At 69.8% G+C, this 22,932-nt stretch carries 20 protein-coding genes; 10 read left to right on the top strand and 10 right to left on the bottom strand.

What is annotated here, in order from left to right:
* The first annotated feature begins 6 nt into the window (after positions 1-6).
* The 6 genes from ACAV_RS10430 to ACAV_RS10405 all read left to right on the top strand — a co-directional run bounded on the left by ACAV_RS10430 (position 7) and on the right by ACAV_RS10405 (position 8,427).
* Positions 7-1,308, top strand: a complete 1,302-nt coding sequence (locus ACAV_RS10430) for an MFS transporter (RefSeq protein WP_013594537.1) — start codon at positions 7-9, stop codon at positions 1,306-1,308.
* Positions 1,309-1,444: 136 nt separating this feature from the next.
* The gene (locus ACAV_RS10425; protein ID WP_013594536.1) at positions 1,445-3,697 is read left to right on the top strand and encodes a PAS domain-containing hybrid sensor histidine kinase/response regulator; all 2,253 of its coding nucleotides are present in this window, start codon (positions 1,445-1,447) and stop codon (positions 3,695-3,697) included.
* Complete coding sequence (locus tag ACAV_RS10420) at positions 3,694-4,419, top strand: RluA family pseudouridine synthase (protein ID WP_013594535.1); 726 nt, start codon at positions 3,694-3,696, stop codon at positions 4,417-4,419. The genes ACAV_RS10425 and ACAV_RS10420 overlap by 4 nt, the downstream gene beginning before the upstream one ends.
* An 89-nt stretch (positions 4,420-4,508) precedes the next feature.
* Complete coding sequence (locus ACAV_RS10415) at positions 4,509-5,261, top strand: SDR family NAD(P)-dependent oxidoreductase (protein ID WP_041829131.1); 753 nt, start codon at positions 4,509-4,511, stop codon at positions 5,259-5,261.
* A gap of 72 nt (positions 5,262-5,333) precedes the next feature.
* A complete protein-coding gene (locus tag ACAV_RS10410; protein ID WP_013594533.1) occupies positions 5,334-6,329 on the top strand; it encodes a Bug family tripartite tricarboxylate transporter substrate binding protein in 996 nt (331 codons plus the stop codon).
* A 223-nt stretch (positions 6,330-6,552) separates the two neighbouring features.
* On the top strand, positions 6,553-8,427 hold the full coding sequence (locus tag ACAV_RS10405; RefSeq protein ID WP_013594532.1) for a potassium transporter Kup: 1,875 nt from the start codon (positions 6,553-6,555) through the stop codon (positions 8,425-8,427).
* A 59-nt stretch (positions 8,428-8,486) separates the two neighbouring features.
* On the opposite strand, the gene ACAV_RS24605 is transcribed toward ACAV_RS10405, so the two are convergent.
* Positions 8,487-8,882: a hypothetical protein gene (locus ACAV_RS24605; protein WP_013594531.1), complete on the bottom strand. Its 396-nt coding sequence runs from the start codon at positions 8,880-8,882 to the stop codon at positions 8,487-8,489.
* A gap of 92 nt (positions 8,883-8,974) precedes the next feature.
* Between ACAV_RS24605 and ACAV_RS10400 the strand changes: the two genes are divergently transcribed.
* Positions 8,975-9,937, top strand: a complete 963-nt coding sequence (locus tag ACAV_RS10400) for an IS5 family transposase (protein WP_013594530.1) — start codon at positions 8,975-8,977, stop codon at positions 9,935-9,937.
* A 404-nt stretch (positions 9,938-10,341) separates the two neighbouring features.
* On the opposite strand, the gene ACAV_RS10395 is transcribed toward ACAV_RS10400, so the two are convergent.
* Together ACAV_RS10395 and ACAV_RS10390 are read right to left on the bottom strand one after the other, a co-directional pair.
* Entirely contained in the window at positions 10,342-10,779 is a 438-nt protein-coding gene (locus ACAV_RS10395) for a universal stress protein (protein ID WP_013594529.1), read from the bottom strand.
* Between the two features lie 79 nt (positions 10,780-10,858).
* Positions 10,859-11,650, bottom strand: a complete 792-nt coding sequence (locus ACAV_RS10390) for a 2OG-Fe dioxygenase family protein (protein WP_013594528.1) — start codon at positions 11,648-11,650, stop codon at positions 10,859-10,861.
* A 152-nt stretch (positions 11,651-11,802) separates the two neighbouring features.
* On the opposite strand from ACAV_RS10390, the gene ACAV_RS10385 reads away from it, so the two are divergent.
* The gene (locus ACAV_RS10385; RefSeq protein WP_013594527.1) at positions 11,803-12,210 is read left to right on the top strand and encodes a PilZ domain-containing protein; all 408 of its coding nucleotides are present in this window, start codon (positions 11,803-11,805) and stop codon (positions 12,208-12,210) included.
* Positions 12,211-12,247: 37 nt separating this feature from the next.
* Here the strand turns inward: ACAV_RS10385 and ACAV_RS10380 are convergent, their stop codons facing one another.
* The gene (locus ACAV_RS10380) at positions 12,248-13,969 is read right to left on the bottom strand and encodes a long-chain fatty acid--CoA ligase (RefSeq protein ID WP_013594526.1); all 1,722 of its coding nucleotides are present in this window, start codon (positions 13,967-13,969) and stop codon (positions 12,248-12,250) included.
* Between the two features lie 384 nt (positions 13,970-14,353).
* Here ACAV_RS10380 and ACAV_RS10375 point away from each other — a divergent pair, with 384 nt between their 5' ends.
* The gene (locus ACAV_RS10375; protein ID WP_041829129.1) at positions 14,354-15,361 is read left to right on the top strand and encodes a D-2-hydroxyacid dehydrogenase family protein; all 1,008 of its coding nucleotides are present in this window, start codon (positions 14,354-14,356) and stop codon (positions 15,359-15,361) included.
* A 71-nt stretch (positions 15,362-15,432) separates the two neighbouring features.
* Here the strand turns inward: ACAV_RS10375 and ACAV_RS10370 are convergent, their stop codons facing one another.
* Complete coding sequence (locus ACAV_RS10370; RefSeq protein WP_013594524.1) at positions 15,433-16,866, bottom strand: CoA transferase; 1,434 nt, start codon at positions 16,864-16,866, stop codon at positions 15,433-15,435.
* A gap of 103 nt (positions 16,867-16,969) precedes the next feature.
* On the opposite strand from ACAV_RS10370, the gene ACAV_RS10365 reads away from it, so the two are divergent.
* Positions 16,970-18,256 (top strand): citrate synthase family protein, encoded by a 1,287-nt coding sequence (locus ACAV_RS10365; RefSeq protein WP_013594523.1) that lies wholly within the window; start codon positions 16,970-16,972, stop codon positions 18,254-18,256.
* Positions 18,257-18,336: 80 nt separating this feature from the next.
* Here ACAV_RS10365 and ACAV_RS10360 read toward each other — a convergent pair whose 3' ends face one another.
* The 5 genes from ACAV_RS10360 to ACAV_RS10340 all read right to left on the bottom strand — a co-directional run bounded on the left by ACAV_RS10360 (position 18,337) and on the right by ACAV_RS10340 (position 22,910).
* Positions 18,337-18,960: a LysE/ArgO family amino acid transporter gene (locus ACAV_RS10360; protein WP_013594522.1), complete on the bottom strand. Its 624-nt coding sequence runs from the start codon at positions 18,958-18,960 to the stop codon at positions 18,337-18,339.
* 138 nt (positions 18,961-19,098) lie between these two features.
* Positions 19,099-20,229 carry a branched-chain amino acid ABC transporter substrate-binding protein gene (locus ACAV_RS10355; RefSeq protein WP_013594521.1) on the bottom strand — a complete coding sequence of 377 codons (1,131 nt, stop codon included), beginning with the start codon at positions 20,227-20,229 and terminating at the stop codon, positions 19,099-19,101.
* Positions 20,230-20,388: 159 nt separating this feature from the next.
* Positions 20,389-20,910 (bottom strand): hypothetical protein, encoded by a 522-nt coding sequence (locus tag ACAV_RS10350; RefSeq protein ID WP_013594520.1) that lies wholly within the window; start codon positions 20,908-20,910, stop codon positions 20,389-20,391.
* Positions 20,911-20,913: 3 nt separating this feature from the next.
* On the bottom strand, positions 20,914-21,348 hold the full coding sequence (locus ACAV_RS10345; protein WP_013594519.1) for a DNA polymerase III subunit chi: 435 nt from the start codon (positions 21,346-21,348) through the stop codon (positions 20,914-20,916).
* A gap of 35 nt (positions 21,349-21,383) precedes the next feature.
* Positions 21,384-22,910, bottom strand: coding sequence for a leucyl aminopeptidase (locus ACAV_RS10340; protein WP_013594518.1), 1,527 nt, complete (start codon positions 22,908-22,910; stop codon positions 21,384-21,386).
* Between the last annotated feature and the right edge of the window lie 22 nt (positions 22,911-22,932).

Genomic DNA, 22,932 nt, shown 5'->3' with positions numbered 1-22,932 from the left:
GGGGCCATGGCTACTGAATCGAATTCCCCATCCTCCGCGCCCCTGCCGCCCGGCACGCCGCTGTCGCGCAACGCCGGCTTCCGCTGGCTCACGGCCAGCTCGGCGCTGTCCTTGCTGGGTGACCAGTTCTCGCTGATCGCCATGCCCTGGCTGGTGCTGCAGACCACGGACGACACGCGCGTGCTGGGCACCGTGCTGGCCCTCATGAGCGTGCCCCGCGCCGTCTTCATCCTCGTGGGCGGTGCCATCGTGGACCGGCATTCGCCGCTGCGGGTGCTGCGCCTGACGCGCTGGCTGAACGCCGCGCTGACCGGGCTGCTGGCCGCACTGGTACTGGCAGGCCACTGCCCGCTCTGGGCGCTCTACGCGCTGTCGCTGGCGCTCGGTATCTCCACCGCGTTCAGCATCCCGGCCGCTACCTCCATCACGCCGCGCGTGGTGGGCCGGGCGCAGTTGCATGCGGCCAACAGCATCGGCATGGGATTGCGGCAGGTCGGCATGTCCGTGGGCCCGCTGCTCGCCGGCCTGCTGATCGCGGGCTTCGGCGGCGCGGGCACGAAGGCGGCGGACCGCACGGGGATCGGCTTCGCCTTCGCGGTGGACGCGCTCAGCTTCGTGGTGTCCGCATGGATGCTCGGCCGGGTGCGGCTGCATGCACCCGCGCCTGGAGCGGTTCCGGGCGGGGGCGCGGTGCTGGCGGCCGTCGCCCAGGGTCTTTCCCATGCCTGGCGCGACCGGCCGCTGCGCACCTGCTTCCTGTACTGGGGGCTGCTGTCGATCCTGGTGATGGGACCGACGCAGATCGCCCTGCCCGTGCTCACCCACGGCCAGCCGCAGCTCGGCGCCGCCGCGTTCGGCATCCTGGTGGGCATGCACGGCGCGGGCACGCTGGCGGGCATGGTGGCAGCGGGCGCGCTTCCGCGCCTGCGGCTCGTCAACCTGGGCACCACCCTGCTGGCGGTGGATGCCGTGGCGGGCCTGCTGATCGCGCCGCTGGGAAGCATCTCGGCAGTCTGGCAGGGGGCTCTGCTCCTGGGCAGCGTGGGCCTGCTGGGCGGTTTCATGCAGGTCGGATTGTTCACGTGGATCCAGCAGCGCGTGCCGCCCGCGCTCCTCGGGCGCACCATGGGCCTGTTCATGTTCATTTTCATGGGCCTGCAGCCGGTGGCCGCGGCGGCGACGGGCTGGCTGCTGCAGGTCGTGCCGCCGGGCCGGCTCTTCCTGCTCTGCGGCGGCACCCTGGTGCTGCTGGCCGCCCTGGCGGCGGTGGCCACGCCGATGCGCCGCATGCAGGACGCCGCGCCCTGACCGGCCCACCGCCCTGCCCGGACCATGGCCGCGCCGCTGTACCGTTGCAGGGGCGCGTACACTGAAAGGCTCGCCCGCGGCACCGCCGCGTTCCGCACACCGCCCGGCATGAACCGCCGGGCCGCCCGAGCCGCCCATGAGCCGCCCCGACCTGTCCTTCCTGCTGCCACCCGACCCGGAGGATGACCGCGGGGCCGCGTCCGGCGGCGAGCCTGCGGGCACGGCCGGCGAGCCCGCCGTGCCGTCCGGCGAGGGCGGCGGCCACCGCCGCCAGCCGCCCCACCCGGAAGGCCCCGTGGCCGCGCTCATCGCGGAACTGCGCGCCTACCAGGCCGAGCTGGAGGTGCAGAACAAGGTGCTGCGCTACAGCCAGACCGCCGCGGAGAGCGCATCCGAACGATTCGAGACGCTGTTCGCCAGCGTGCCGCTGGCGCTCATGGTGCTGGACGAGCACGACATGGTGGTGCAGGCCAATTCGATGGCGCACCGCTGGTTCCAGCCCACCGAGTCCGACCGCCCCCTGACCTCGCTCATGCCCTTCGTCAGCGCGGCGGATGCCGCCCGCGTGCGCGCCACGTTCGAGCAGGCCCGGGACCATGGGCACGGCGAGGCCAGCGAGGTGCTGTTCCCCATCGGCGACGGAGACGCGGGCATCACGGGCGACCTGTACATCGCGCGCATCGAGGCCCCCCAGGCCGATGGCGCACCGGAGCAGTGGCAGTTCCTCTGCGCCGTGGTGGACCAGGGCCCGCTGGTGGCCGAGCGCCGCGCACTGCAGCACAGCGCCACGGCCCTGCAGGAGCGCAACGCCCAGCTGTACGCCAGCGAGCGCCGCCTGGAGGCCGTCATCAACTCCGCGCTGGACGCCATCATCTGCGTGGACCAGAACCAGCGCATCACCGTCTTCAACCCCACGGCCGCAGCCCTGTTCCAGTGCGCCACGGCCGACGCGCTGGGCAGCCCGCTCGACCGCTTCCTGCCCGATGCCGTCCAGGCCCTGGCCTTCGCCCAGCTGGCCACCCAGGCCGTGCTCGGCGAGATGGTGGCGCTCACCGCCAGCGGCAAGGAGCTGGCGGTGGAGGTGAGCGTGTCCTTCGAGCGGCATGCCGAGGGCGAGACCACCACCGTGTTCGCACGCGACCTCACCGGCCGCAAGAAGGCCGAGGCGCACCGCAACGAACTGGAGGCGCAGCTGCGCGAATCCCACAAGATGCAGGCCGTGGGCACCATGGCCGGCGGGATCGCGCACGACTTCAACAACATCCTGAGCGCCATCCTCGGCAACGTGGAACTGGCCAAGGCGGACTGCGCTGCCGGCTCACCGGTGCTGGAGAGCCTGCGGGAGATCGAGAAGGCCGGCCGGCGCGCGCGCGACCTCGTCCGGCAGATCCTCACCTTCAGCCGCAACGAGCCGCCCCGGCGCACCGCCGTGCCGGTGGCCGAGGCCATCCACGACACCGAGCGCCTGCTGCGCGTGACCCTGCCGCCGGCCATCGAGTTGCGCCTGCACCTGGACCGCGATCTGCCCGCCCTGCTGGCCGATGCCACCCAGGTGGAGCAGGCCCTGCTGAACCTGTGCACGAATGCCATCCATGCCCTTGGCGATGCGCGCGGCACGGTGTGCGTGGAGGCGTCGGCCATGCAGCCCGACCACCGCCTGTGCGAGCGCCTCGCACTGCCGCCCGGCGAGTACGTGGCCATCAGCGTGGTGGACAACGGCCCCGGCATCGATGCCGCCACGCAGCTGCGCATCTTCGAGCCGTTCTTCACCACCAAGCCCGTCGGCCAGGGCACGGGACTGGGACTGGCCGTGGTGCACGGCGTGATGCGCACCCACGGCGGCGCGGTGGACGTGCAGAGCGCGCCCGGCGAGGGCAGCCGCTTCACACTGTATTTCCCGGCGGCGGAGGCCGAAGCCGCACCGGCGCCAGCCGCCGCGCCCGCGGGCGATACCGCACCGGCGGCCGGGGCGGCCAGCCCCGCCGCGCCTGCCGCAGGCGTGCCCGACGAACGCCAGCGCCACGTGATGTACGTGGACGACGACCAGGCCCTGGTCTTCCTCGTGCAGCGCCTGCTGCGCCGCCGCGGCTACCGCGTGACCGGATTCACGGACCCGCGCGAGGCCGCCGTGGCGCTGGGCGCGGACCCGCAGGCCTACGATCTGGTCGTGACCGACTACAACATGCCCGGCTACTGCGGCGTGGACCTGGTGCGCGAGGCCAAGCGCATCCGCGCCGACCTGCCCGTGGCGCTCGCCTCGGGGCACGTGACGGCGGAGATCGAGCGCGATGCGCTGGCCGAAGGCGCGAGCGCGCTGATCCACAAGCCCAACGATGTGGACGAGCTGTGCGCCACGGTGGACCGCCTGGTCCACGGCGGTCCGGCGTGAGCGCGGCCCTGCCGGCGCAGGCACCGGCCGATGCCGACGCCGATCCCGGCGCGTCCCCTGCCTGCCTGCATGCGGACGATGACCTGCTGGTGCTGGCCAAGCCTTCCGGCCTGCTCTGCGTGCCCGGCCGCGGTCCGGACAAGCAGGACTGCCTGAGCGCCCGCGCCGCCCTGCACTGGCCCGGTGCCTGCATCGTGCACCGGCTCGACCAGGCCACCTCCGGCATCGTGGTCATGGCGCGCCACGCCCAGGCCCAGCGCGCGCTTGGCGACGCCTTCGCCGCGCGCCAGGTGCACAAGCGCTATGTCGCGGTCGTACATGCCCCGCACCCGGCCGGGGACGGCGCGGCCTGGCGGGAGATCGACCTGCCCATCGCCGCCGACTGGGAGCGCCGGCCGCTGCGCGTCGTGGTCCCGCACGGCGCCCCGGGCGGCAAGGCCAGCCTGACGCGCTGGCGTCCCGCCGCGCCCGGGGACGGTGCCGTAACCTGGCGGGCGACGGAAGGCACTCTGCGCGTGCTGCTGGAGCCCGTGACCGGCCGCACGCACCAGTTGCGCGTGCACATGGCGGCCGTGGACCAACCCATCCTCGGCGACACGCTCTACGCCCCGCCTGCCATTCAGGCGCTCGCGCCGCGGCTGCTGCTGCATGCGCAGCACATCGCCTTCGCCCATCCGCGCACCGGAACGCCGCTCGCCTTCGACCTGCCGGCGCCGTTCTGATCGCCATGCCGCAGTACCATCGCGACACCATGCAGGACACCTCCGCTTCCCCCTCTTCCTCCCCCAGCTTCGCGGCCGCGCCCGGGCCGATGCCCCTGGTCGTTCTCACCGGCGCCTCGCGCGGCATGGGCCTGGCCATGGCCCGGCAGTTGCTGCAGGGCGGGCATGCGCTCGTCACCCTGTCGCGCGGCACGAGCAGCGAACTGGAAGACGTCGCGCGGCACGCCGGCATGCCGCTGGCGCAATGGCCGCAGGACCTCGCCGATGGCGCCCAGGCCGCCGCGCGGCTGCGTGCCTGGCTGGAAAGCCAGCCGGCCAGCCGCTACGCCAGTGCCACCCTCATCAACAACGCAGGCGTGGTGCCGCGCATCGCCCCGCTGGCCGACAGCGACCCGGCCGATCTCGCCAGCGCGCTGCGCATCGGGCTGGAGGCGCCCATGCAGCTCACCGCCGCGTTCCTGGCCGCCACGCGCGGCTGGGGCGTGCCGCGCAAGGTGCTCAACATTTCCTCCGGCCTCGGGCGGCGGCCGATGGCCTCGCAATCGGCCTACTGCGCGGCCAAGGCCGGCATGGACCATTTCACGCGGTGCCTGGCGCTGGACGAGGCACGGCAGTCCGGAGGCGCCCGGGTGTGCTCGCTGGCACCCGGCGTGATCGACACGGACATGCAGGTCCATTTGCGCGGCGCCGACCCCGGGGCGTTCCCCGATGTCCAGAACTTCGCCCAGTTGAAGGCGACCGGCATGCTCACCTCGCCCGACGAGGCCGCGGCGCGCGTGCTGGCCTGGCTCGCGCGGCCCGATTTCGGCGACGCGCCGGTGGCCGACGTGCGCGAGGCCTGAGCGCCCCGTGCATGAGAAACTAGGCCACCTGTCCGTCCGCAGCAGGCGTTCCTTTCCCGGAGACAAGCACCCATGATCCGTTCGCTGATTTCGTTCACCGCCCTCGCCTTCGCGCTGGGCACCGCCATGGCCCAGACCGCGCCGGCCGCCTCCGCGCCCGCGGGCGCCGCCTACCCGGCCAAGCCGGTGCGCCTCATCGTGCCCTTCCCGCCCGGCGGCGGCACCGACATCCTCTCCCGCCTCGTGGCGACCAAGCTGACGGAGACGCTGCACTGGACCGTGGTGCCCGACAACCGTGCCGGCGCGGGCGGCACCATCGGCATCACCGAGGCCGTGAAGGCCGCGCCCACGGGCTACGACCTCGTCATGGGCCAGAAGGACAACCTCGTCGTCGCGCCCTACCTCTACAAGAACCTGCCGTGGGACCCCACGAAGGATCTCGTCGCCATCGCCCACGTGGCCTATACGCCCGTGATCATCGCCACGGGCGCCAACTCGCGCTTCAAGACGCTGGCCGACGTGGTGGCCGCAGCGCGCGCCGAGCCCGGCAAGATCACCTACGGCTCGCCCGGCAACGGCACCACCATCCACCTGGCGGGCGACCTGTTCGAGAAGGCCGCGGGCATCAAGCTCAGCCACATCCCCTACAAGGGCTCCAACCCGGCACTGATGGACGCGCTGGCCGGCAACGTGGACCTGCTCGTGTCCTCCGTGCCGTCCGCCATGGCGCAGATCAAGTCCGGCAAGCTGCGCCCGCTGGCCGTCACCTCGATCAAGCGCAGTTCGTCCCTGCCCGACGTGCCCACCGTGGCCGAGTCCGGCTACAAGGGTTTCGACGTGAGTTCGTGGTACGGCATCCTCGCCCCCGCCGGCACGCCCGCCAACGTGGTGACCACCATCAACACCGAGGTCAACAAGCTGCTCGCCCAGCCCGACATGCGCGCCGCCATCCAGGCCCAGGGCGCCGAGGCCGAAACGATGACCAGCGCGCAGTTCTCCGCCCTGATCAAGGCGGACTATGCCAAGTGGAAGGGCATCGTCGAGGCGTCCGGCGCGAAGATCGAGTAAGGGGCCGGGGCCGCCCCCCGCCCTGGCGGGCGGCACCCGCCCCCGTCCGCCTGGAGGGCCCGACCCACCGGTCGGCCACGGCCGTGCCTTACCTGGCCGTCGGGTCCCCGCTCGCAGCCCCTGGGGAAGATTGCCCTCCTCATGGCTCTGCCATGATGTGTCGAAATGTGTTCTGATGCGGTCCTGTCCACCCGTCGCCGACCCAGACACTTTCCCATCCGCCATGGCAGACACGAAAACGCCGACTTCGCTCACCGCGCTCACGATCGCCGCGATCGGGGTGGTTTACGGAGACATCGGCACCTCGCCGCTCTACGCCTTCAAGGAGGTGTTCGCCGCCGGCCGGCTGGAGATCACGCCGGCGAACGTGATCGGCATCCTCTCGCTCTTCTTCTGGACACTGACCGTGATCGTCTCGGTCAAGTACGTGGCCCTGATCATGCGGGCCGACAACCATGGCGAGGGGGGCCTGATGGCGCTGCTGGCCCTGGCCACGCAGTCGGTGCAGGACCAGCCCCGGCTGAAACGGGCCCTGATGACCCTCGGTGTCTTCGGAGTCGCGCTGTTCTTCGGCGATGGCGTCATCACGCCTGCGATCTCAGTGCTGTCGGCCGTCGAGGGCCTGGAGGTCGTCACCACGCGGGCCACGCCGTACATCCTGCCGATCTCGCTCACCGTGCTGCTCGCGCTGTTCCTCGCCCAGCGGTGGGGAACGGCGCGGCTCGGGCGGTTCTTCGGCATCGCCATGCTCGTGTGGTTCGCATGCCTGGGGCTCGCAGGCATTCCCCACATCGCCGCGCGCCCGGAGGTCCTGACCGCGCTCCTGCCCCACCACGCGCTGGCGTTCTGCCTGGATCACTACGGCATCGCGTTCATCACGCTGGGCGCGGTCTTCCTGTGCGTGACCGGCGCGGAGGCGCTCTATGCGGACATGGGGCATTTCGGCGCCCGGCCCATCCGGCTGGCGTGGTTCCTGCTGGTCATGCCCTGCCTCACGCTCAACTACCTCGGCCAGGGGGCACTGGTGCTGGATACGCCTTCCGCCGCCGCCAACCCGTTCTTCCTCATGATGCCCGGCTGGGCCACGCTGCCGATGGTGGTACTGGCCACGGCCGCCACCGTCATCGCGTCGCAGGCATTGATCTCCGGCGCATTCTCCGCGGCCAAGCAGACCATCCAGCTGGGATACCTGCCGCGCCTGTCGGTGCGCCATACCTCGGAGAACGAATCCGGGCAGATCTACGTGCCCATGGTGAACTGGACGCTGCTCGCGGGCGTGGCGCTGGCCGTGGTGGCGTTCCGCAGCTCCAACGCCCTCGCCGCGGCCTACGGCATCTCGGTCAGCCTGGTCATGGTCATCACCACCACGCTGACCTTCTTCGTCATCCGCCATGGCTGGAAGCTGCCGCTGCCGCTATGCATCGCCGCCACGGGCGCATTCCTCTGCGTGGACGTGGCCTTCTTCGCCTCGAACTCGCTCAAGATCGCTGAAGGCGGCTGGTTCCCCCTGCTCATGGCCGGTGTGCTGTACCTGGTCATGTCCACGTGGCACGACGGCCGCGGACTGCTGCGCCAGCGCCAGAACGCCGAGGCGATCGAGCTCCTGCCCTTCCTGCAATCGATCCTCGCGGCCGGAACCACCCGCGTGGACGGCACCGCCGTCTTCCTCACGGCCCATGCCGGCGTGGTGCCCGGGGCCATGCTGCACAACCTCAAGCACAACAAGGTGCTGCACGCCCACAACCTGTTCGTCCATGTCAAAGCCGGAGATGTGCCCCGCATCCCGCTGCGGGAGCAGGTGGCTGTCCAGCCGCTCGCCGACGGGGCCTGGAACGTGCGGATCCGCTTCGGCTTCATGGACGAGCCGGACATCCCCCGGGCCCTCCAGCAGGCCGGGGAGCTGGAAGGCCTGCTGGATCCCATGCGCACCAGCTACTTCCTGGCGCGAGAGACCGTCGTTCCCACGCTGGGTGCCGCCATGGCCGTCTGGCGGCAGAAGCTCTTCGCCCAGATGCACCACAGCGCCAGCTCCGCGGCGGATTTCCTGAAACTGCCGAACAACGCGGTGGTGGAGATGGGGTCGAAGACGGAGATGTAGCCCGGAGACACGGCACGGACAGGATGCAGGCGCTCGGCCAGGGGAGCGCCCGGAATGTGTCAGCAGCTGACCTTTCTCGACGTGGGGACCAGCACGTTGTTGCTCCCCCATAGCTCGAAGCAATGGTCCGTGCCCAGCGGAAGATTGAGGTACTCGAATTGGTTGACCCCCGTGGGATGGATCCACACGTAAAGCCTGCCATTATCATGGCCATCGCAATATTCCCAATACGTGCTGCTTCCGTATGGTTTGTCGGTTTCTTCCCAGTGATATACCTTCACTCCGTTGCCAGCCGCCAGATCCGCAAAGACAGACCATTTATAGCCGGTCTGGCCGGATGATGAAACCTTGATGTAATGCTTGGTCTGCCCAGCTCCGCAATTCACTGCATAGGCATTGCCGGACATGAGTGCCACGAGCACACCGAGTCCGGCGAGGTGTTTTTTACCGATCATGAATTTCCTTGCATCGATTCTTAGGGAAGGTCTGCATAAACCGCCCCGCGACGTGCTTGGCATCGACGTGAAGCCCTGAGACGATACGGCACATGAAGCAGCACAGCCTGGGCTTGGGAATGACGGCGAAGCGAACGCGGCGCCGGGAGTTTCTGGATGAGATGGAGAAGGTCGTACCGTGGGCCGAGCTGGTGGCCCTGGTGTCGCCGTACCTACCCGAAGGCAGGCGGGGACGTCCTCCATTCCCATGCGAGACCATGCTGCGCATCCATTTCATGCAGCAGTGGTTCGCGCTGAGCGACCCGGCCATGGAGGAAGCGTTGCACGACATGCCGGTGTTTCGTGAGTTCGCAGGGCTCGGAGGCTGGGATGAGCGGTTGCCCGACGAGAGCACGATCCTGCGGTTCCGGCACGTGCTGGAGAAGCACAAGCTGGCGGTGCAAATCCTGCAGACCGTCAACGATCTGCTCAGCGCCAAGGGCATGATGCTCAAGAGCGGCACGGTGGTGGACGCCACCTTGATCGCAGCACCCAGCTCGACCAAGAACAGCAGCGGCGAGCGCGACCCGGAGATGAAGCAAAGCCGCAAGGGGCAGCAGTGGTACTTCGGTATGAAGTGCCACATCGGAGTGGACGCCGACTCGGGCCTGGTGCATACAGTGCGCGGCACCAGCGGCGCGGTCAATGACGTGATCGAGGCCAACAGTCTGCTGCGTGCAAGCGACCTCGATGTTTATGCCGACGCTGGCTACCAAGGCGCCGGCCAACGTCCTGATTCCAGGCGCGACGTGAGCTGGCACATCGCCATGCGGCCCGGCAAACGCCGCCTGCTGGATCCGTCCAAACCGATCGAGGCCTTGACCCGGCAACTCGAGCGCGTGAAGGCCGGCATCCGGGCGCGGGTCGAACACCCATTCCGAGTGCTCAAGCGCCAGTTCGGGCATGCCAAGGTACGCTACAGAGGACTGGCCAAGAACACCGCGCAATTGCACACGCTGTTTGCGCTGGCCAATCTCTGGCTGGTACGGCGCAAATTGTTGGCTGCCTTGGCATGAGTGCGCCCGCAGTTCACCAAGCAGGTCACCTCGGCTGCCAATCCGCAGCCGCGGACGCTTGAACTGGGGTGAAACAGGCCTTTGCCGCGTTGCAGATCGATAGGTTCAGACGTCAGCACGCTTATGCGTGTGTTGTGCAGACCTTCCCTAGCAAATCAAATTACGCACACGCAAAAAACACCGGAAAATCATCTCCGGTGAATTAACGCGCCGAGAATACCTCCGCAGCGCATCCGGATTATTCATGAACAAAACCCCACCCACCGCCAGGAACAATTATCCAACGCATAAACAAACCGCCGAACCCTGTATCGGTAATCGCGCCGTGCGCGGGCCCACGAAAAAGCGGCTCCACGAGGGAGCCGCTATCTGCCGCAGCGCGATGCTGCTGCTGCCGGGGCGCGTCAGTCGCGCACGACGAGCACCGGCACGTGGACCACGCCCAGCACGCGCTGGGTGACGCTGCCCAGCACCAGCTTCTCGAGCCCGCGGCGGCCATGGGAGCCCATGACGATCAGGTCGGCGCCGGTGCTCTCCAGCGCGCGCAGGATGCCGTCGTGCACGGCGTGGCCCTCTCCGATCACGGTGGTCACGGCCACCCCGGCTTCTTCCAGGGCCTTGCGCGTGGCGTCCAGCGCGGTGTTGGCCTCCGAGGTGGCGGCATTCATGTACTGGGACTGGCCGTAAGCGAAGTCCGCGCCCACGCCGGTGAAGGGATAGGGATCCACCACGTAGACGGCGGTGACCTGGGAGCCGAAGGTCTTGGCGAGGCCGGCCGCCTTGATGACGGCCATCATGGAAGTGGGCGAACCGTCCACGGGAATGAGGATGTGCTTGAACATGAACTTCTCCTTCGTCGATGGTGGTGTGGAACCGATGGGACCAGTGTGCCGCAATGCGCCGGCCACGGGTTGATTCGCATCAAGCAGCAGGGGTTGTTGCGGCCTTGTCCCCCGCCTTGTCCCCGCCCTCTTCCTGGAACCCGCCGCGCCGGCAGGTCACCACCAGCGTGTCGCGGTAGCCCGGCGCATCCCCCAGGGGCTGGATGGGCGTGGTCTCGTGGATCATGCGGGCATCGTCCAGCAGCATGAGCGACCAGGGCTCGCTGAGGGTGAAGCGGTGGCCGCTGGGGCCGGCCGCCTCGAAGATGCGGGTCTCGCCGCCCTTCACCCCCTCGCGCCCCACCAGGAACACGGCCACGAGGTCCACGCCGTCGCGGTGCGCGCCCTCGGGCGTGGGCCGCCCGATGCCGTCGGTGGTGTCGATACGGAACTGGTGGGCCTCCAGGAACCAGCGCGCCGGGGCGTCCGCCAGCGCCTGCTGCGACAGGCCGGCCAGCGCAGCCAGCAATTGCTGCCAGGCAGGCTGCGCCACGGTCGCATCCTGCATGGGCGCGAACCAGCGCTGCATTCCGCCATGCAGGGCGTTGTAGTCCAGCGGCTGCCAGTGGGCGCGGTGGGGCACCTGCCGCAGTCCGGACTCGTCGGCCACGAAGCAGGAATGCCGCCGCCGGCGGTAGCGTCCGCCATCCTTGAGGAATTCATCGGGCGGCAGCGAGGGCCAGTCCGCATGCAGCGCCTGCAGCGCCGCGAGCGGCACGCCGATCCAGGCAGCGGTGTCCTCGGGCCGCAGCACGGCGTAGCCCGTGCTGCGCAGGTGGTCGGCGACCTGTTCGGGCCGCAGGTAGGGAGGGGGAAACGTGATGTGCGCCATGTGGCGCGAGCTTACCCCCGCCCGGCATGCCGTGCGCGCACCGGAAGAACGCGGTGCCGGAATTTCAGCGGCCGGTTGCGCCGCGGCAAACCCGGCTGCAGTAGCATCCGTGGGCGCCGCGCCGGCAGTGGCGCGCGCACCAGGAGAACACCATGGCCCATGAACGCCGCCACTATGTCCGAGTCGCCTTCGAGGCGCCCGCGCGCCTTGCCGTGAGCGGCCACGGCACCTTCGACGTGCAGGTGCTGGACGTGTCCCTGCGCGGCGCGCTGCTGGAGCTGCCCGCCGGCCAGGCCCTGCCGCCGGGCGCCCCCTGCGCGCTCTCCATTCCCCTGATGGCGGGTGAGGAGCAGATCGCGATGTCCGGCGAACTGGTGCACGTGGAAGGCCACTGCGCGGGCCTGCAGGGCCACACCATGGACCTCGACAGCGCCACCCACCTGCGCCGCGTGATCGAGCTGCAGCTCGGCGACCCGGCCCTGCTGGAGCGCGACCTGCAGACGCTGGTGTCGGCGCACCGCGGCCGGGGCGTGCCGGCGCAGCCGGCGACCGGGCACTGAACCGGCCGCCCGGCCCCGCCCTTTTCCCGGGTGTTTTTCAGGCCGCCGGGGCCTCCGAGGTGGCCGGCGCCGCGCCCCGTTCCGCCTCCTGCAGCTGCCGCCACATCACCTTGCCGCTGCCGCTCTTGGGCAGCGCATCGGCGAACTGCACGATGCGCGGCACCTTGTACACGGCCATGTTGTCGCGGCACCAGGCGATGATGTCGGCCTCGGAAACCTGCCCCCGGTGCGATGGCCGCAGCACCACCACGGCCTTCACCGTCTCGCCGCGGTAGCTGTCGCGCGCGGCGATCACGCAGGCCTCCTGCACGGCGGGGTGGCGGAACATAAGCGCCTCCACCTCGGCCGGCCAGACCTTGAAGCCGCTGGCGTTGATCATGCGCTTGAGGCGGTCGGTGATGAAGAAATAGCCATCCTCGTCCACGCGGCCGAGGTCGCCCGAGCGGAAGAACCGCTTGCCGTCGATCTCGATGAAGGCAGTCTCCGTGGCGGCAGGCTGCTTCCAGTACCCGCTGAACACGCCCGGGCCGTGTATCACGATCTCGCCCTGCTCGCCCACGGGCACCTCCCGCAGGGTGTCCGGGTCGATCACGCGCGAATCGGTGCTGATGAACGGCACGCCCAGGCACTGCTGCTTGGGGTGGTCCGGCGGGTTGGTGTGCGAGGGCGCGGCCGTCTCCGTCAGGCCGTAGCCTTCGCAGAAGCGCAGGCCGAACTGCTCCAGCAGCCGCTGCGCCACGGCCTGCGGCATGGCGGCCCCGCCGCCGCCGATATAGACCAGGCTGGAGAGGTCGTACTCCGAGAAGCGCGGGCTCGCCATCAGGTCGATCACCATCGTGGGGATGTTGGTCCAGTTGGTCACGCGGTAGCGGGAGATGAGGCGGCCGGCGAGGTCCCGGTCCCAGCGCGGCATCATGACCAGCGTGGCGCCGGCATAGATGGACGAATGCATGAGGCTCACCATGCCGGTGATGTGGAACATGGGCACCACCGCCAGGGTCACGCTTTCGGAGGTGGCCGTGCCCCAGAGCGCGCTGGCGACGGCGTTGTGCATGATGCTGCGGTGCGGGTGCATGCAGCCCTTGGGCAGGCCGGTGGTGCCGCTGGTATAGGGCAGCACGGCCAGGTCTTCCGGGCCCACCTCGCAGGCCGGCGGCTCGGCGCTGCAGGCCACGGCCTCGCTCCAGGCATGCACGGCGCCGCCTTCGAGCACGGGCAGCGGGCGCACCGGGCAGAGCCAGTCGCGCCAGGCCTCGGGCATGGCCTGGGCCTCGGGCGAAGCCGGGTCGAAGGCGTCGGTGAACTGGGAGACCACGAGGTGCTGCAGGCGGCGGTCCGGCGGCAGCGCATCGCTGGCGGCGGCCAGCTCGGGCGCGAGATCGGCGGTGGTGATGGCCACGCGTGCGTCCGGGTCCGTGATGTAGTGCTTGAGCTCCTCGGCACGGTTCATCGGGTTCACGGGCACCACGACGGCGTTGGCGCGCAGGATGGCGAAATGGGCGGCGACGAGCTGCGGGCAGTTCTGCATGCACAACAGCACGCGGTCGCCCCGGCGCACGCCCAGGGCGTGCAGGTGCGCGGCCAGCCGCTCGGCCGTGCGCGCCAGTTCCCGGTAGCCCAGCGCCGTGCCGAAGAACACCGTCGCCGGCTTGTCCGGGTAGCGCTGGGCGCTCACGGCCAGGTTGGTCCAGAGCGAGGTGGCGGGCGGAGTGAGGGCGGGCGGCAGGCGCTTGGGCCAGAAGGCGTGGTGTGCGGGCATGGGAAGGCGATGGTTTTCCGTGGATCGGTACGAACCCGCATCCTGCGGCCCACGGGCCGGGCACGTATTGGGGATGGTCCCAATCGCCCGTCACCCATGCGACGCCGCGGCGGCCGCCAAAAGCCTGTGCTCCGGGGCACGGGCAGCAGCCCGGGTTTTTGTAACGGCTTGTCCCGGCAGGGGGGCTTTGGGGGCCCTGCGCGCGCCGGGCGGCCCCACCATGAACGACAATGGCGGCTACGCCTGCACGCCGCCCGGGCCCGGCGCCCCTGTCGAGCCCTGCCCGGCCGGCGCAGCACTTCCCTTTTCTCGCACCTGCATCGCCATTTCGTGCCGGTCCGCGCGGCGCCTGCGCGCGGCCACGGCCTGCGGCCCATGGACTCCATGAACATTGTCATCCTCGACGACTACCAGGACGCCGTCCGCAAGCTCCATTGCGCCGCGCGTCTCGACGCCTACTCCGCCAAGGTCTACACCAACACCGTCAAGGGCCTCGGCCAGCTTTCCGTGCGGCTGCGGGATGCCGACATCATCGTGCTGATCCGCGAGCGCACCCAGATCACCCGCCAGCTCGTGGAGAAGCTGCCGCGGCTGAAGCTCATCGCGCAGACCGGCAAGGTGGGCCCGCACGTGGACGTGGCGGCCTGCACCGAGCGCGGCATCGCGGTGGCCGAGGGCGTGGGCTCGCCCGTCGCCCCGGCCGAACTGACCTGGGCGCTGATCATGGCGGCCATGCGGCGACTGCCGCAGTACATCTCCAACCTCAAGCACGGCGCCTGGCAGCAATCGGGCCTGCGCGCGGCCTCCATGCCGGCCAATTTCGGCATCGGCACGGTGCTGCGCGGCAAGACGCTGGGCATCTGGGGTTACGGGCGCATCGGCCAGATCGTGGCGGGCTACGGCCGCGCCTTCGGCATGAACGTGCGCGTGTGGGGCCGCGAAGCCTCGCGCGCCCAGGCGCTGAGCGACGGCCTGCAGGTGGCGACCACGCGCGAGGAGTTCTTCTCGCAGTGCGACGTGGTGTCGCTGCACCTGCGGCTCAACGACGAGACGCGCGGCATCGTGCGCCTGGAGGACCTCTCCGCCATGAAGCCCAACGCCCTGCTGGTGAACACCTCGCGCGCGGAACTGATCGAGCCGGACGCACTGATCGCCGCACTGAACCGCGGGCGCCCCGGCATGGCCGCGGTGGACGTGTTCGAGAGCGAGCCCATCCTGCAGGGCCATGCGCTGCTGCGCCTGGAAAACTGCATCTGCACACCCCACATCGGCTACGTGGAGCAGGACAGCTACGAGCTCTATTTCGGGGCCGCGTTCGACAACGTGATCAACTACATCCGCGGGACGCCGACGAACATCGTGAACCCGGGCGCGCTGCAGGTGCGACGCTGACGGGAACGGCCTGCGCCGCTACCGCCCTCGCTCCGCGCCGCCGCTGACCTGTTCAACGCTCCTCACCGCGCTCACAGTTCTTCGTTCGAAGACAGCCATTCAGGTGCATCCGTGCCCAGCGCGCGCGCCGGATAGTGCCATGCGAGCGGTGCCCCCTCGATCTCCAGCGGAGGCAGCAGCCGGGCGGCCGGCCCCCAGGACGTTTCCTCGACGTGCCCGGAACGATCGCCGGGCGCATCCGCCGCCAACCTGACCACCTCGCTCATGCGCCCGGGGCGCAGTTGCAGAACCGCGGCGGTACGTCCCAGCGAGGCGCGCGCCTCGGTTCCGGCCCCCTGCACCATCCGCGTCGTCAATCCGCGCAACGCTGCCGCCGCCATCAGGTAGCCCGTCGCATGGTCGATCGCCTGGACCGGCAGGTTGAGCGGCTCATCGCGGTGCACCGCGCGCATGCCCGCCTCGGCGATGCCCGTGCTCATCTGGATGAGGCTGTCGAAACCACGCCGGCAGCGCCACGGCCCGGACCAGCCATACGCATCGAGCGATACGTCGATCAGCGCAGGATTCAGCGCGCGCCGCTGTGCGGCATCGAGACCCAGCCGGGCGAGCGCATCGGACCGGTAGCCGTGGACAACGATGTCCGCGCTGCGCAACAGCCGCCGGAGCGTGTCGAGATCCGCGGCATTCTTCAGGTCCAGCCGCGCACAGCGCTTGCCCAGGACGACTTCGGGCACCGTGCCCGGCTCTTCCCAGCCGTGGGGATCGATCCGCAACACCTCGGCACCCAGGCCAGCGAGGAATCGCGTCGCAACGGGCCCCGCGAGGATGCGCGTCAGGTCGAGCACGCGAATGCCGCGCAGCGGACGGTCCGGCGACGGCTGCCAATCGCGCGCCGCGACGCGGCTCTCCGTGTGGATGTGCAGCAAAGGCTCGGATGCGACGGCCTGGCCTTGCGGATGATCGGCCCATTCCTGCCGCGAGTACATGACGGCGGCACAGCCGCCGCGCGCGACCACTGCGTCCTCGAGTGCAGCGGCCTCCCAGCCGCTCACCGCCTGCGCGACGGATTGCGCATCGGTGGCGCAGCCGAGAACGGACAGCGCGGCATCGCGATGGTGCGGCGCGTTGGTGTGCAACCGGATCCAGCGATCGCGCGCCCGGTAGTTGCCGGCGATCGGGTCCCATTGCGGCGGCAGCGTCCATCCCTGCGGACGCAGCGACGTGCCGAACCACAGCGACGCCATGCGCCGGTCGACCCGGACGGACGGCAGCCTGCCGGTCGAGGCCTGCAACAGCTCAGCGACCGCGGTTCCCGCCGCGCCGATGGCCGCCGCTGCCAGGTCGGTCACGCGAAACGGAGAAAACAGTTCCCCCGTTCCGGCAAAGCTGCAGGCGTCGAGGAACCGGGACGCCCCGCCCAGCGACGCCCAGAACTCCCGCAAATGGTCCGGCGCCGGACTCTCATCGCCCACGACGGTACTTTGTGGCACTTGATCGACACGCATGTTCACCTCGGATGGTTCAGGTGGAGCGAAGATCGGCGGGCTGGCATGGATTGTCAATGTTGATTATCTTGATCAACCCATCGAACGAATCCCCCCGATTGCCATGCCGAATTACCTCAATTCATCCGAAGCCGCGGCAAGGCTCGGGGTGTCGCGGCAAACGCTCTACGCGTACGTCAGCCGCGGCCTGCTGCATGCCGAGCACGGCGACAATCCACGCGAAAGCCGTTATCTCGCGGCCGATATCGACAGGTTCGCGGCACAGCGCGCACGCGGCCGCAAGCCGAAGGAAGTGGCGAAGGCTGCACTGAACTGGGGCACGCCCGTGCTCGAATCGGGCATCACGCTGATCGATGGCGGGCGGCTCTTCTATCGCGGCGTGGACGCACTGGGGCTCGCCGACCATGCGAGCCTCGAGGACGTCGCGGCGCTGCTCTGGCAATGCCACAGGCAGGCGGCCTTCGGCCCCCGGGCTGCCGCCGCGCCTGCCGTCTTGCGATCGCTCTTCAGGCACTACCAGGCTCAGCGTGCCGAGGAAGCCCTCCTGCCGCTTTTCGCCGTCGCGAGCGACGACGCGTCCACCGCCATCTGGCAGAAGGCGGCCGGGCGGCAGGCGCAAGGCTGCGGAGATCTGGTGCGGATCCTGGCTGCCTGCCTGTTGCGCACCCGTCCCGACACGAGGCCGATCCACGAGCAATGCGCGCGGGCATGGGGTTTGGACCCTGCGGGCGCCGAGCTGATCAGGAAGGCCCTCGTGCTGGGCGCGGACCACGAACTCAATGCATCCACCTTCACGGGCCGTTGCGTGGCCTCGACCGACGCGAGCCTGCGGGCCGTCGTGATCGGCGGCCTGGCCGGGCTGTCCGGAGGACGGCACGGCGCGACCACTGCGCGCGTCGAGGCGTTGTGGGATGAGCTCGGTACGCGGGATATCGAACGCAGGATGCGGGACCGGCTTTCGAGGGGCGACGATTTGCCGGGCTTCGGGCATTCGCTCTATCCCGACGGCGATGCGCGCGCGGCTTACCTGCTGGCGCGCCTTATGCCGCGCCATCCCCCATGGGCACGCATGATCGATGCCGGGACGGCGCTGGTGGGCCAGAAGCCGTCGATGGACCTCGCACTCGTGGCGTTGCGCAGGCATCTACGGCTCCCCATGGGTGCCGCGTTCGGCCTTTTCGCGCTGGGCCGCTCGATCGGGTGGATTGCCCACGGACTGGAGCAACGCGGGCAACCCGGACTGATCAGGCCCCGCGCCGTGTATGTCGGCCCCCCTGTCGAGCTGGGGAAGCCTCGAGCCCATGGACGATCGCCCCAGCGGCCAACGCCGCCGCATGCGGCGCCAGGCAACGACCTGGCGGCCGCTTTCTTCAGGCCCCGATCGCCTTGATGGACGGCCGCGCGCCTTGCCGCCTGCACCGGCGCGAGTCCAGGTGGGTGGGGCGCGGCCCATGCGCGGCTCCAGGGCGGTCAGAGCCCGGCAACGAGGTCCGCGGCCAGCCAGAGCGCCATGCCGAGCATGGCGATCGCCGTCACTGCATCCACGATCCGCCAGCTCCTTGGCGAAGCCAGCCAGTGGCTGGCACCTCTGGCCAGCGAGACCCACGCGGTGAACCACACGATGGACGCGCATACGGCACCGGCGGAGAACGTCACGCTGGCCGAAGCAGGAAGCGTGGCCCCCACCGATCCCAGGATGACCACGGTGTCGAGCCAGGAAGCAGGATTGCCCAGGGACATCACCAGGAGGCGACGCACCCAGCTCCCGTCGCCGGCCCGGGCCGCAAGGACCGGGGCACCGGCAGACCCTCTGGATGCCGCACGCGCCGCGTGCACGGCGTGGCCGACGAGCAGGACGACACCTGCGGCCTGCAGGAGCACCTGGAGAGCGGGAAAGGCCTTGAGCGCAGCGGAGACACCCGAAACGCCCACGGCAATCAGGACCAGGTCGCTGCCGCTGCCGATGGCGACGAGCACCGTCCGGGAGCGTCCCAGGAGTGCCTCGCGAAAGACCAGAACGTCCTTGGGGCCAGGACAAATGAAAAGGCCCAGGGCCAGCAGGAAGCCTTGCGCGGCAGCGGAGAGATCGGGCATGTCGGGAAAACCGACAACCTCTCAAGCTGAACCGGGTGAGTCAATGGATGCCCGCATCTTATCTGCAGCGGCGCCCCTGCGGAAATGAAAAAAGGCCTCCGCGCGCGGAGGCCTTGTCGCTGAAACGGGCGTGCAGTATCAGTTCAGGGGCGTCTTCTTGCCGTCCTTGTACGTGTACAGGGTGATGGCGGGGTTCTTCAGCTCGCCGTTGGGCTCGAAGGCGATGTTGGCCGTCACGCCCTTGTAGTTCGACTTCTGCAGCTCGGGGATGTACACCTTCGGATCCCAGGAGTTGGCACGCTTCATGGCATCGACCAGCAGCATGGTGGCGTCGTAGGTGTAGGGGCTGTACACCTGGAACTGGCCGGGGTACTTGGCGTCGTACTTGGCCTTCCAGGCCGTGCCGCCGGGCATCTTGGCCAGCGAGGCGCCGCCTTCGGCGCAGATCACGTTCGCCAGGGTCTTGGCACCGGCGGCCAGCTTGGCCACTTCGGCCGTGCAGATGCCGTCGCCGCCGAAGTACTTCACGTTGGCCATGCCCAGCTGTTCCATCTGGCGCAGCATGGGGCCGGCCTGCGGGTCCATGCCGCCGTAGAAGATGGCGTCGGGGTTCTTGGACTTGATGGCCGTCAGGATGGCCATGAAGTCGGTGGCCTTGTCGGTCGTGAACTGCTCGTCCACCACCTTGATGCCCTTGGTGGCGGCGGTCTTCTTGAACACGTCGGCCACGCCCTGGCCGTAGGCCGTGCGGTCGTCGATGATGGCGACGGTCTTGAGCTTCAGCGTGTCGGCCGCGTAGGCGGCCAGGCCGGCGCCCAGCGCGTTGTCGTTCGCGATGATGCGGAACGTGGTCTTGTAGCCCGGCTTGGTCAGGTTGGGGTTGGTGGCGGCGCCGGTGACGTGCGGGATGCCGCAGTCGTTGTACACCTTCGATGCGGGGATCGTGGTGCCGGAGTTCAGGTGGCCCACCACGCCGGCGACCTTGGCGTCGCACAGCTTCTGGGCAGCGGCCGTGCCCTGCTTCGGATCTGCAGCGTCGTCTTCAGCCTGCAATTCGAACTTGATCTTCTTGCCGCCGATCGTGACTCCCTGGGCATTCAGTTCCTCGACGGCCATGCGGGCGCCGTTTTCGTTGTCCTTGCCGTAGTGAGCCTGAGGGCCAGAAACCGGTCCCACGTGGCCGATCTTCACCACCTGTTCTTGTGCAGAGGCGACACCGGCAAACGCCGCGATAGCGGCAACCACGGTCAGTTTCAACTTCAATTGCATATGAATCTCCATAAAGGGTGATCGCTGAGAACCTTTGTTTTTTCCCCCAGCGCCGGAAACATATCGCAATTTATGGGCCAGGGCACCCGTAGATGCGAGGGAAAGTGACCGAAAACCACAGGGAGTTACCCCTAGGGACGCGCCCAAGGGCGCCCGGCCTCAGCGTTGCGAGGGGCTGCCGGGCGAGGCCAGTTCGTCCGCCACGGCTTCGTACACGGCATGGCGCACGACGGATTCCACCTCTTCGCGCAGGCGCGGCACCATGGAGCGGGTCTGCTCCTGGACCACCGTGGCGATGGCCTCGCGCAGGCGCTGGTCCAGCACCACGTCCACGCGCTGAATGATGCGGTGGATGACCACCTCCTCGATGCCCGAGAAATCGGGGGCCGGCACGGACTGCGAAGACGGGGGAGAGGATGGAGGCGCTGCAGGCACCGGCGCGGCGAGTACCGGGCCGGGAGCGGCGGCCAGGGCGGCGGCGGGAAGATGGCCCGCCGGGGCCGTGGCAGGAACCGGTTCGCCCACTGGCGGCATCGCCGGCCACGGCACCATGGCCGGAACAGGAACCGGCGACTGCGCGCCCGGCAGCGGGCCGCCCCCGGGCACGGCGGCCTCGGTCACCTGCACCACATCGGTGAGCGTCGGCACGAATCTGGGGGGCTGCTTCGGCGGCACGGGCATGGCTCAGCCTCCCTTCAGCACCAGGTCATGGCGGACGATGCCGTAGCCCCGCTGCGCGTAGTGCCGCCAACGCTCGCGCGCGCCGGCCCGGTCCCCCTCGTCGTGCGCGCTCACCACCTCGACGAGCCGCGCGAAGCGCTCGAACCCCTCGGGCACGGAGGCCCCGAGGTTCAGCAGGACATCGGGGCGCGCGACGGTGCGCGGGTCGGCCGCCAGCAGGACGGGCGAGGCCTCGCGCAATTCGGGCTCGTCTTCCTGGCGGCAGTGCGCCAGGAAGTCCTGCGGGCTCAGGGCCCACAGCGCGCGGTCCATCGCGTCGAGCACGGGCGCGGGCCCGGTGATCACCAGGAGCGCGTCGTTGCGCAGGGCCTTGCGCGCAAACCGGCACGCATAGGCCAGCTTGTCGGGCGCGTTGAAGTGGAAGGCGATCTCGGTCATGCCGGGATCCAGGGGCGCGGCGGCGGCATCCGCGTTCAGGCGGCGCGGGCCGCGCTGCGTGCCCGGCCCGCGCCGGAGGCCGGCGCCACGGCCGCACCGGAGCGCGCACGGGACGCCGAGGCCTGCGCGGAGTCGAGCAGGAACTGCACCAGCAGGCCCACGGGGCGGCCGGTGGCCCCCTTGGCGCCGCCGCTCTTCCACGCCGTGCCCGCGATGTCCAGGTGGGCCCAGGGCTTGCCGTCCACGAATTTCTGCAGGAACTTGGCGGCCGTGACGGCCCCGGCCGCGCGCCCCGCCACGTTGCCCATGTCGGCGAAGTTGCTCTTCAGGCCTTCGGCATATTCGTCGTCCAGGGGCATGCGCCAGCAGGGGTCCAGCGCTGCCTCGCCCGCGGCCTGCAGGCGGGCCGCCAGGGCCTCGTCGTTGGCGAACAGGCCGCTGCGCACCCCGCCGAGGGCGACCACGCAGGCACCGGTCAGCGTGGCGATGTCCACCATGGCCGAGGGCTTGAAGCGGGCGGCGTAGGCGATGGCATCGCACAGCACCAGGCGCCCTTCGGCGTCGGTGTTGAGCACCTCGATGGTCTGGCCGCTCAGGCTGGTGACCACGTCGCCCGGCTTGACGGCGCGGCCATCGGGCATGTTCTCGCAGGCGGGGATGAGGCCGACCACGTTGATGGCGGGCCGCAGTTCGGCCAGCGCGCGGAACACGCCCAGCACGCTGGCGGCACCGCCCATGTCGAACTTCATCTCGTCCATTTCGCCGGCGGGCTTGATCGAGATGCCGCCGGTGTCGAAGGTGATGCCCTTGCCGATGAGCGCCACGGGGGCCTCGGAGCGGCTCGCGCCCTGGTAACGCAATTCGATGAAGCGCAGGGGCTCCTCGGAGCCCCTGGCCACCGCCAGGAAGGCGCCCATGCCGAGCTTCTGCACTTCCGCGGGGCCCATCACCTTGACCTGGATGGGCCCGTGCTTGGCGAGCGCCTTGGCGGCGCCGGCCAGCAGGGTGGGCGTGGCGTGGTTGCCGGGGCGGTTGGCCCATTCGCGGGCGTATTCGATGCCCAGCGCCAGCGCCGTCCCGCGCGCGAAGTCGGCCTTGGCCGCCGCGGCGTCGGCCACGCCGATCACCACGCGCGAGAGCGCCCGCGGCTCGGCCTGCGACTTGGTAGCCGTATAGACATAGCTGGCTTCCGCCACGGCCTGCACGGCCGTGCAGGCTGCCGCGCCGCCGTCGGCCAGGGCCGCGAGGCACACGGCCGCGCGCTTGACCTGGGGCGCCTTCCAGTGCGCCGCCGCACCGGCCAGCGCCTGGCGCACGGCGCGCGCGCCGCCGTCGCCGGCCCCCAGCAGCAGCACGCGCCGCGCCGCGACGGCGGGTGCCTGGTAGAGCGCGAGGCTCTTGCCGGGCTTGGGTTCGAAGTCCCCCTGGCGGATCGCCAGCGCCACCAGGGCGGAGAGCGCGTCGCCGCCGGGCTTGAAGCCTTCGGGCACCAACACGGCGAGCAGGTCGCATTTCTCGGCGGCGGTGGAGGCCAGGGACAGGGTCTTCAGATCGAAGTTCATAATCGGCGTTTTCCTTCGAGCC

Origin of the sequence: Paracidovorax avenae ATCC 19860, assembly GCF_000176855.2 — a bacterium.
In the GTDB taxonomy this organism is placed as follows: Bacteria; Pseudomonadota; Gammaproteobacteria; order Burkholderiales; family Burkholderiaceae_C; genus Paracidovorax; species Paracidovorax avenae.
Note: the sequence above shows the minus strand (reverse complement) of the source record. Positions and strands in the feature narration are given on the sequence as shown.

Excerpts from the sequence above, each read along its gene's own strand:
- ACAV_RS10430 (WP_013594537.1), top strand. The coding sequence starts at position 7 with ATGGCTACTGAATCGAATTCCCCATCCTCCGCGCCCCTGCCGCCCGGC.
- ACAV_RS10425 (WP_013594536.1), top strand. The coding sequence starts at position 1,445 with ATGAGCCGCCCCGACCTGTCCTTCCTGCTGCCACCCGACCCGGAGGAT.
- ACAV_RS10415 (WP_041829131.1), top strand. The coding sequence starts at position 4,509 with ATGCCCCTGGTCGTTCTCACCGGCGCCTCGCGCGGCATGGGCCTGGCC.
- ACAV_RS10410 (WP_013594533.1), top strand. The coding sequence starts at position 5,334 with ATGATCCGTTCGCTGATTTCGTTCACCGCCCTCGCCTTCGCGCTGGGC.
- ACAV_RS10405 (WP_013594532.1), top strand. The coding sequence starts at position 6,553 with ATGGCAGACACGAAAACGCCGACTTCGCTCACCGCGCTCACGATCGCC.
- ACAV_RS24605 (WP_013594531.1), bottom strand. The coding sequence starts at position 8,882 with ATGATCGGTAAAAAACACCTCGCCGGACTCGGTGTGCTCGTGGCACTC.
- ACAV_RS10400 (WP_013594530.1), top strand. The coding sequence starts at position 8,975 with ATGAAGCAGCACAGCCTGGGCTTGGGAATGACGGCGAAGCGAACGCGG.
- ACAV_RS10395 (WP_013594529.1), bottom strand. The coding sequence starts at position 10,779 with ATGTTCAAGCACATCCTCATTCCCGTGGACGGTTCGCCCACTTCCATG.
- ACAV_RS10390 (WP_013594528.1), bottom strand. The coding sequence starts at position 11,650 with ATGGCGCACATCACGTTTCCCCCTCCCTACCTGCGGCCCGAACAGGTC.
- ACAV_RS10385 (WP_013594527.1), top strand. The coding sequence starts at position 11,803 with ATGGCCCATGAACGCCGCCACTATGTCCGAGTCGCCTTCGAGGCGCCC.
- ACAV_RS10380 (WP_013594526.1), bottom strand. The coding sequence starts at position 13,969 with ATGCCCGCACACCACGCCTTCTGGCCCAAGCGCCTGCCGCCCGCCCTC.
- ACAV_RS10375 (WP_041829129.1), top strand. The coding sequence starts at position 14,354 with ATGAACATTGTCATCCTCGACGACTACCAGGACGCCGTCCGCAAGCTC.
- ACAV_RS10370 (WP_013594524.1), bottom strand. The coding sequence starts at position 16,866 with ATGCGTGTCGATCAAGTGCCACAAAGTACCGTCGTGGGCGATGAGAGT.
- ACAV_RS10365 (WP_013594523.1), top strand. The coding sequence starts at position 16,970 with ATGCCGAATTACCTCAATTCATCCGAAGCCGCGGCAAGGCTCGGGGTG.
- ACAV_RS10360 (WP_013594522.1), bottom strand. The coding sequence starts at position 18,960 with ATGCCCGATCTCTCCGCTGCCGCGCAAGGCTTCCTGCTGGCCCTGGGC.
- ACAV_RS10355 (WP_013594521.1), bottom strand. The coding sequence starts at position 20,229 with ATGCAATTGAAGTTGAAACTGACCGTGGTTGCCGCTATCGCGGCGTTT.
- ACAV_RS10350 (WP_013594520.1), bottom strand. The coding sequence starts at position 20,910 with ATGCCCGTGCCGCCGAAGCAGCCCCCCAGATTCGTGCCGACGCTCACC.
- ACAV_RS10345 (WP_013594519.1), bottom strand. The coding sequence starts at position 21,348 with ATGACCGAGATCGCCTTCCACTTCAACGCGCCCGACAAGCTGGCCTAT.
- ACAV_RS10340 (WP_013594518.1), bottom strand. The coding sequence starts at position 22,910 with ATGAACTTCGATCTGAAGACCCTGTCCCTGGCCTCCACCGCCGCCGAG.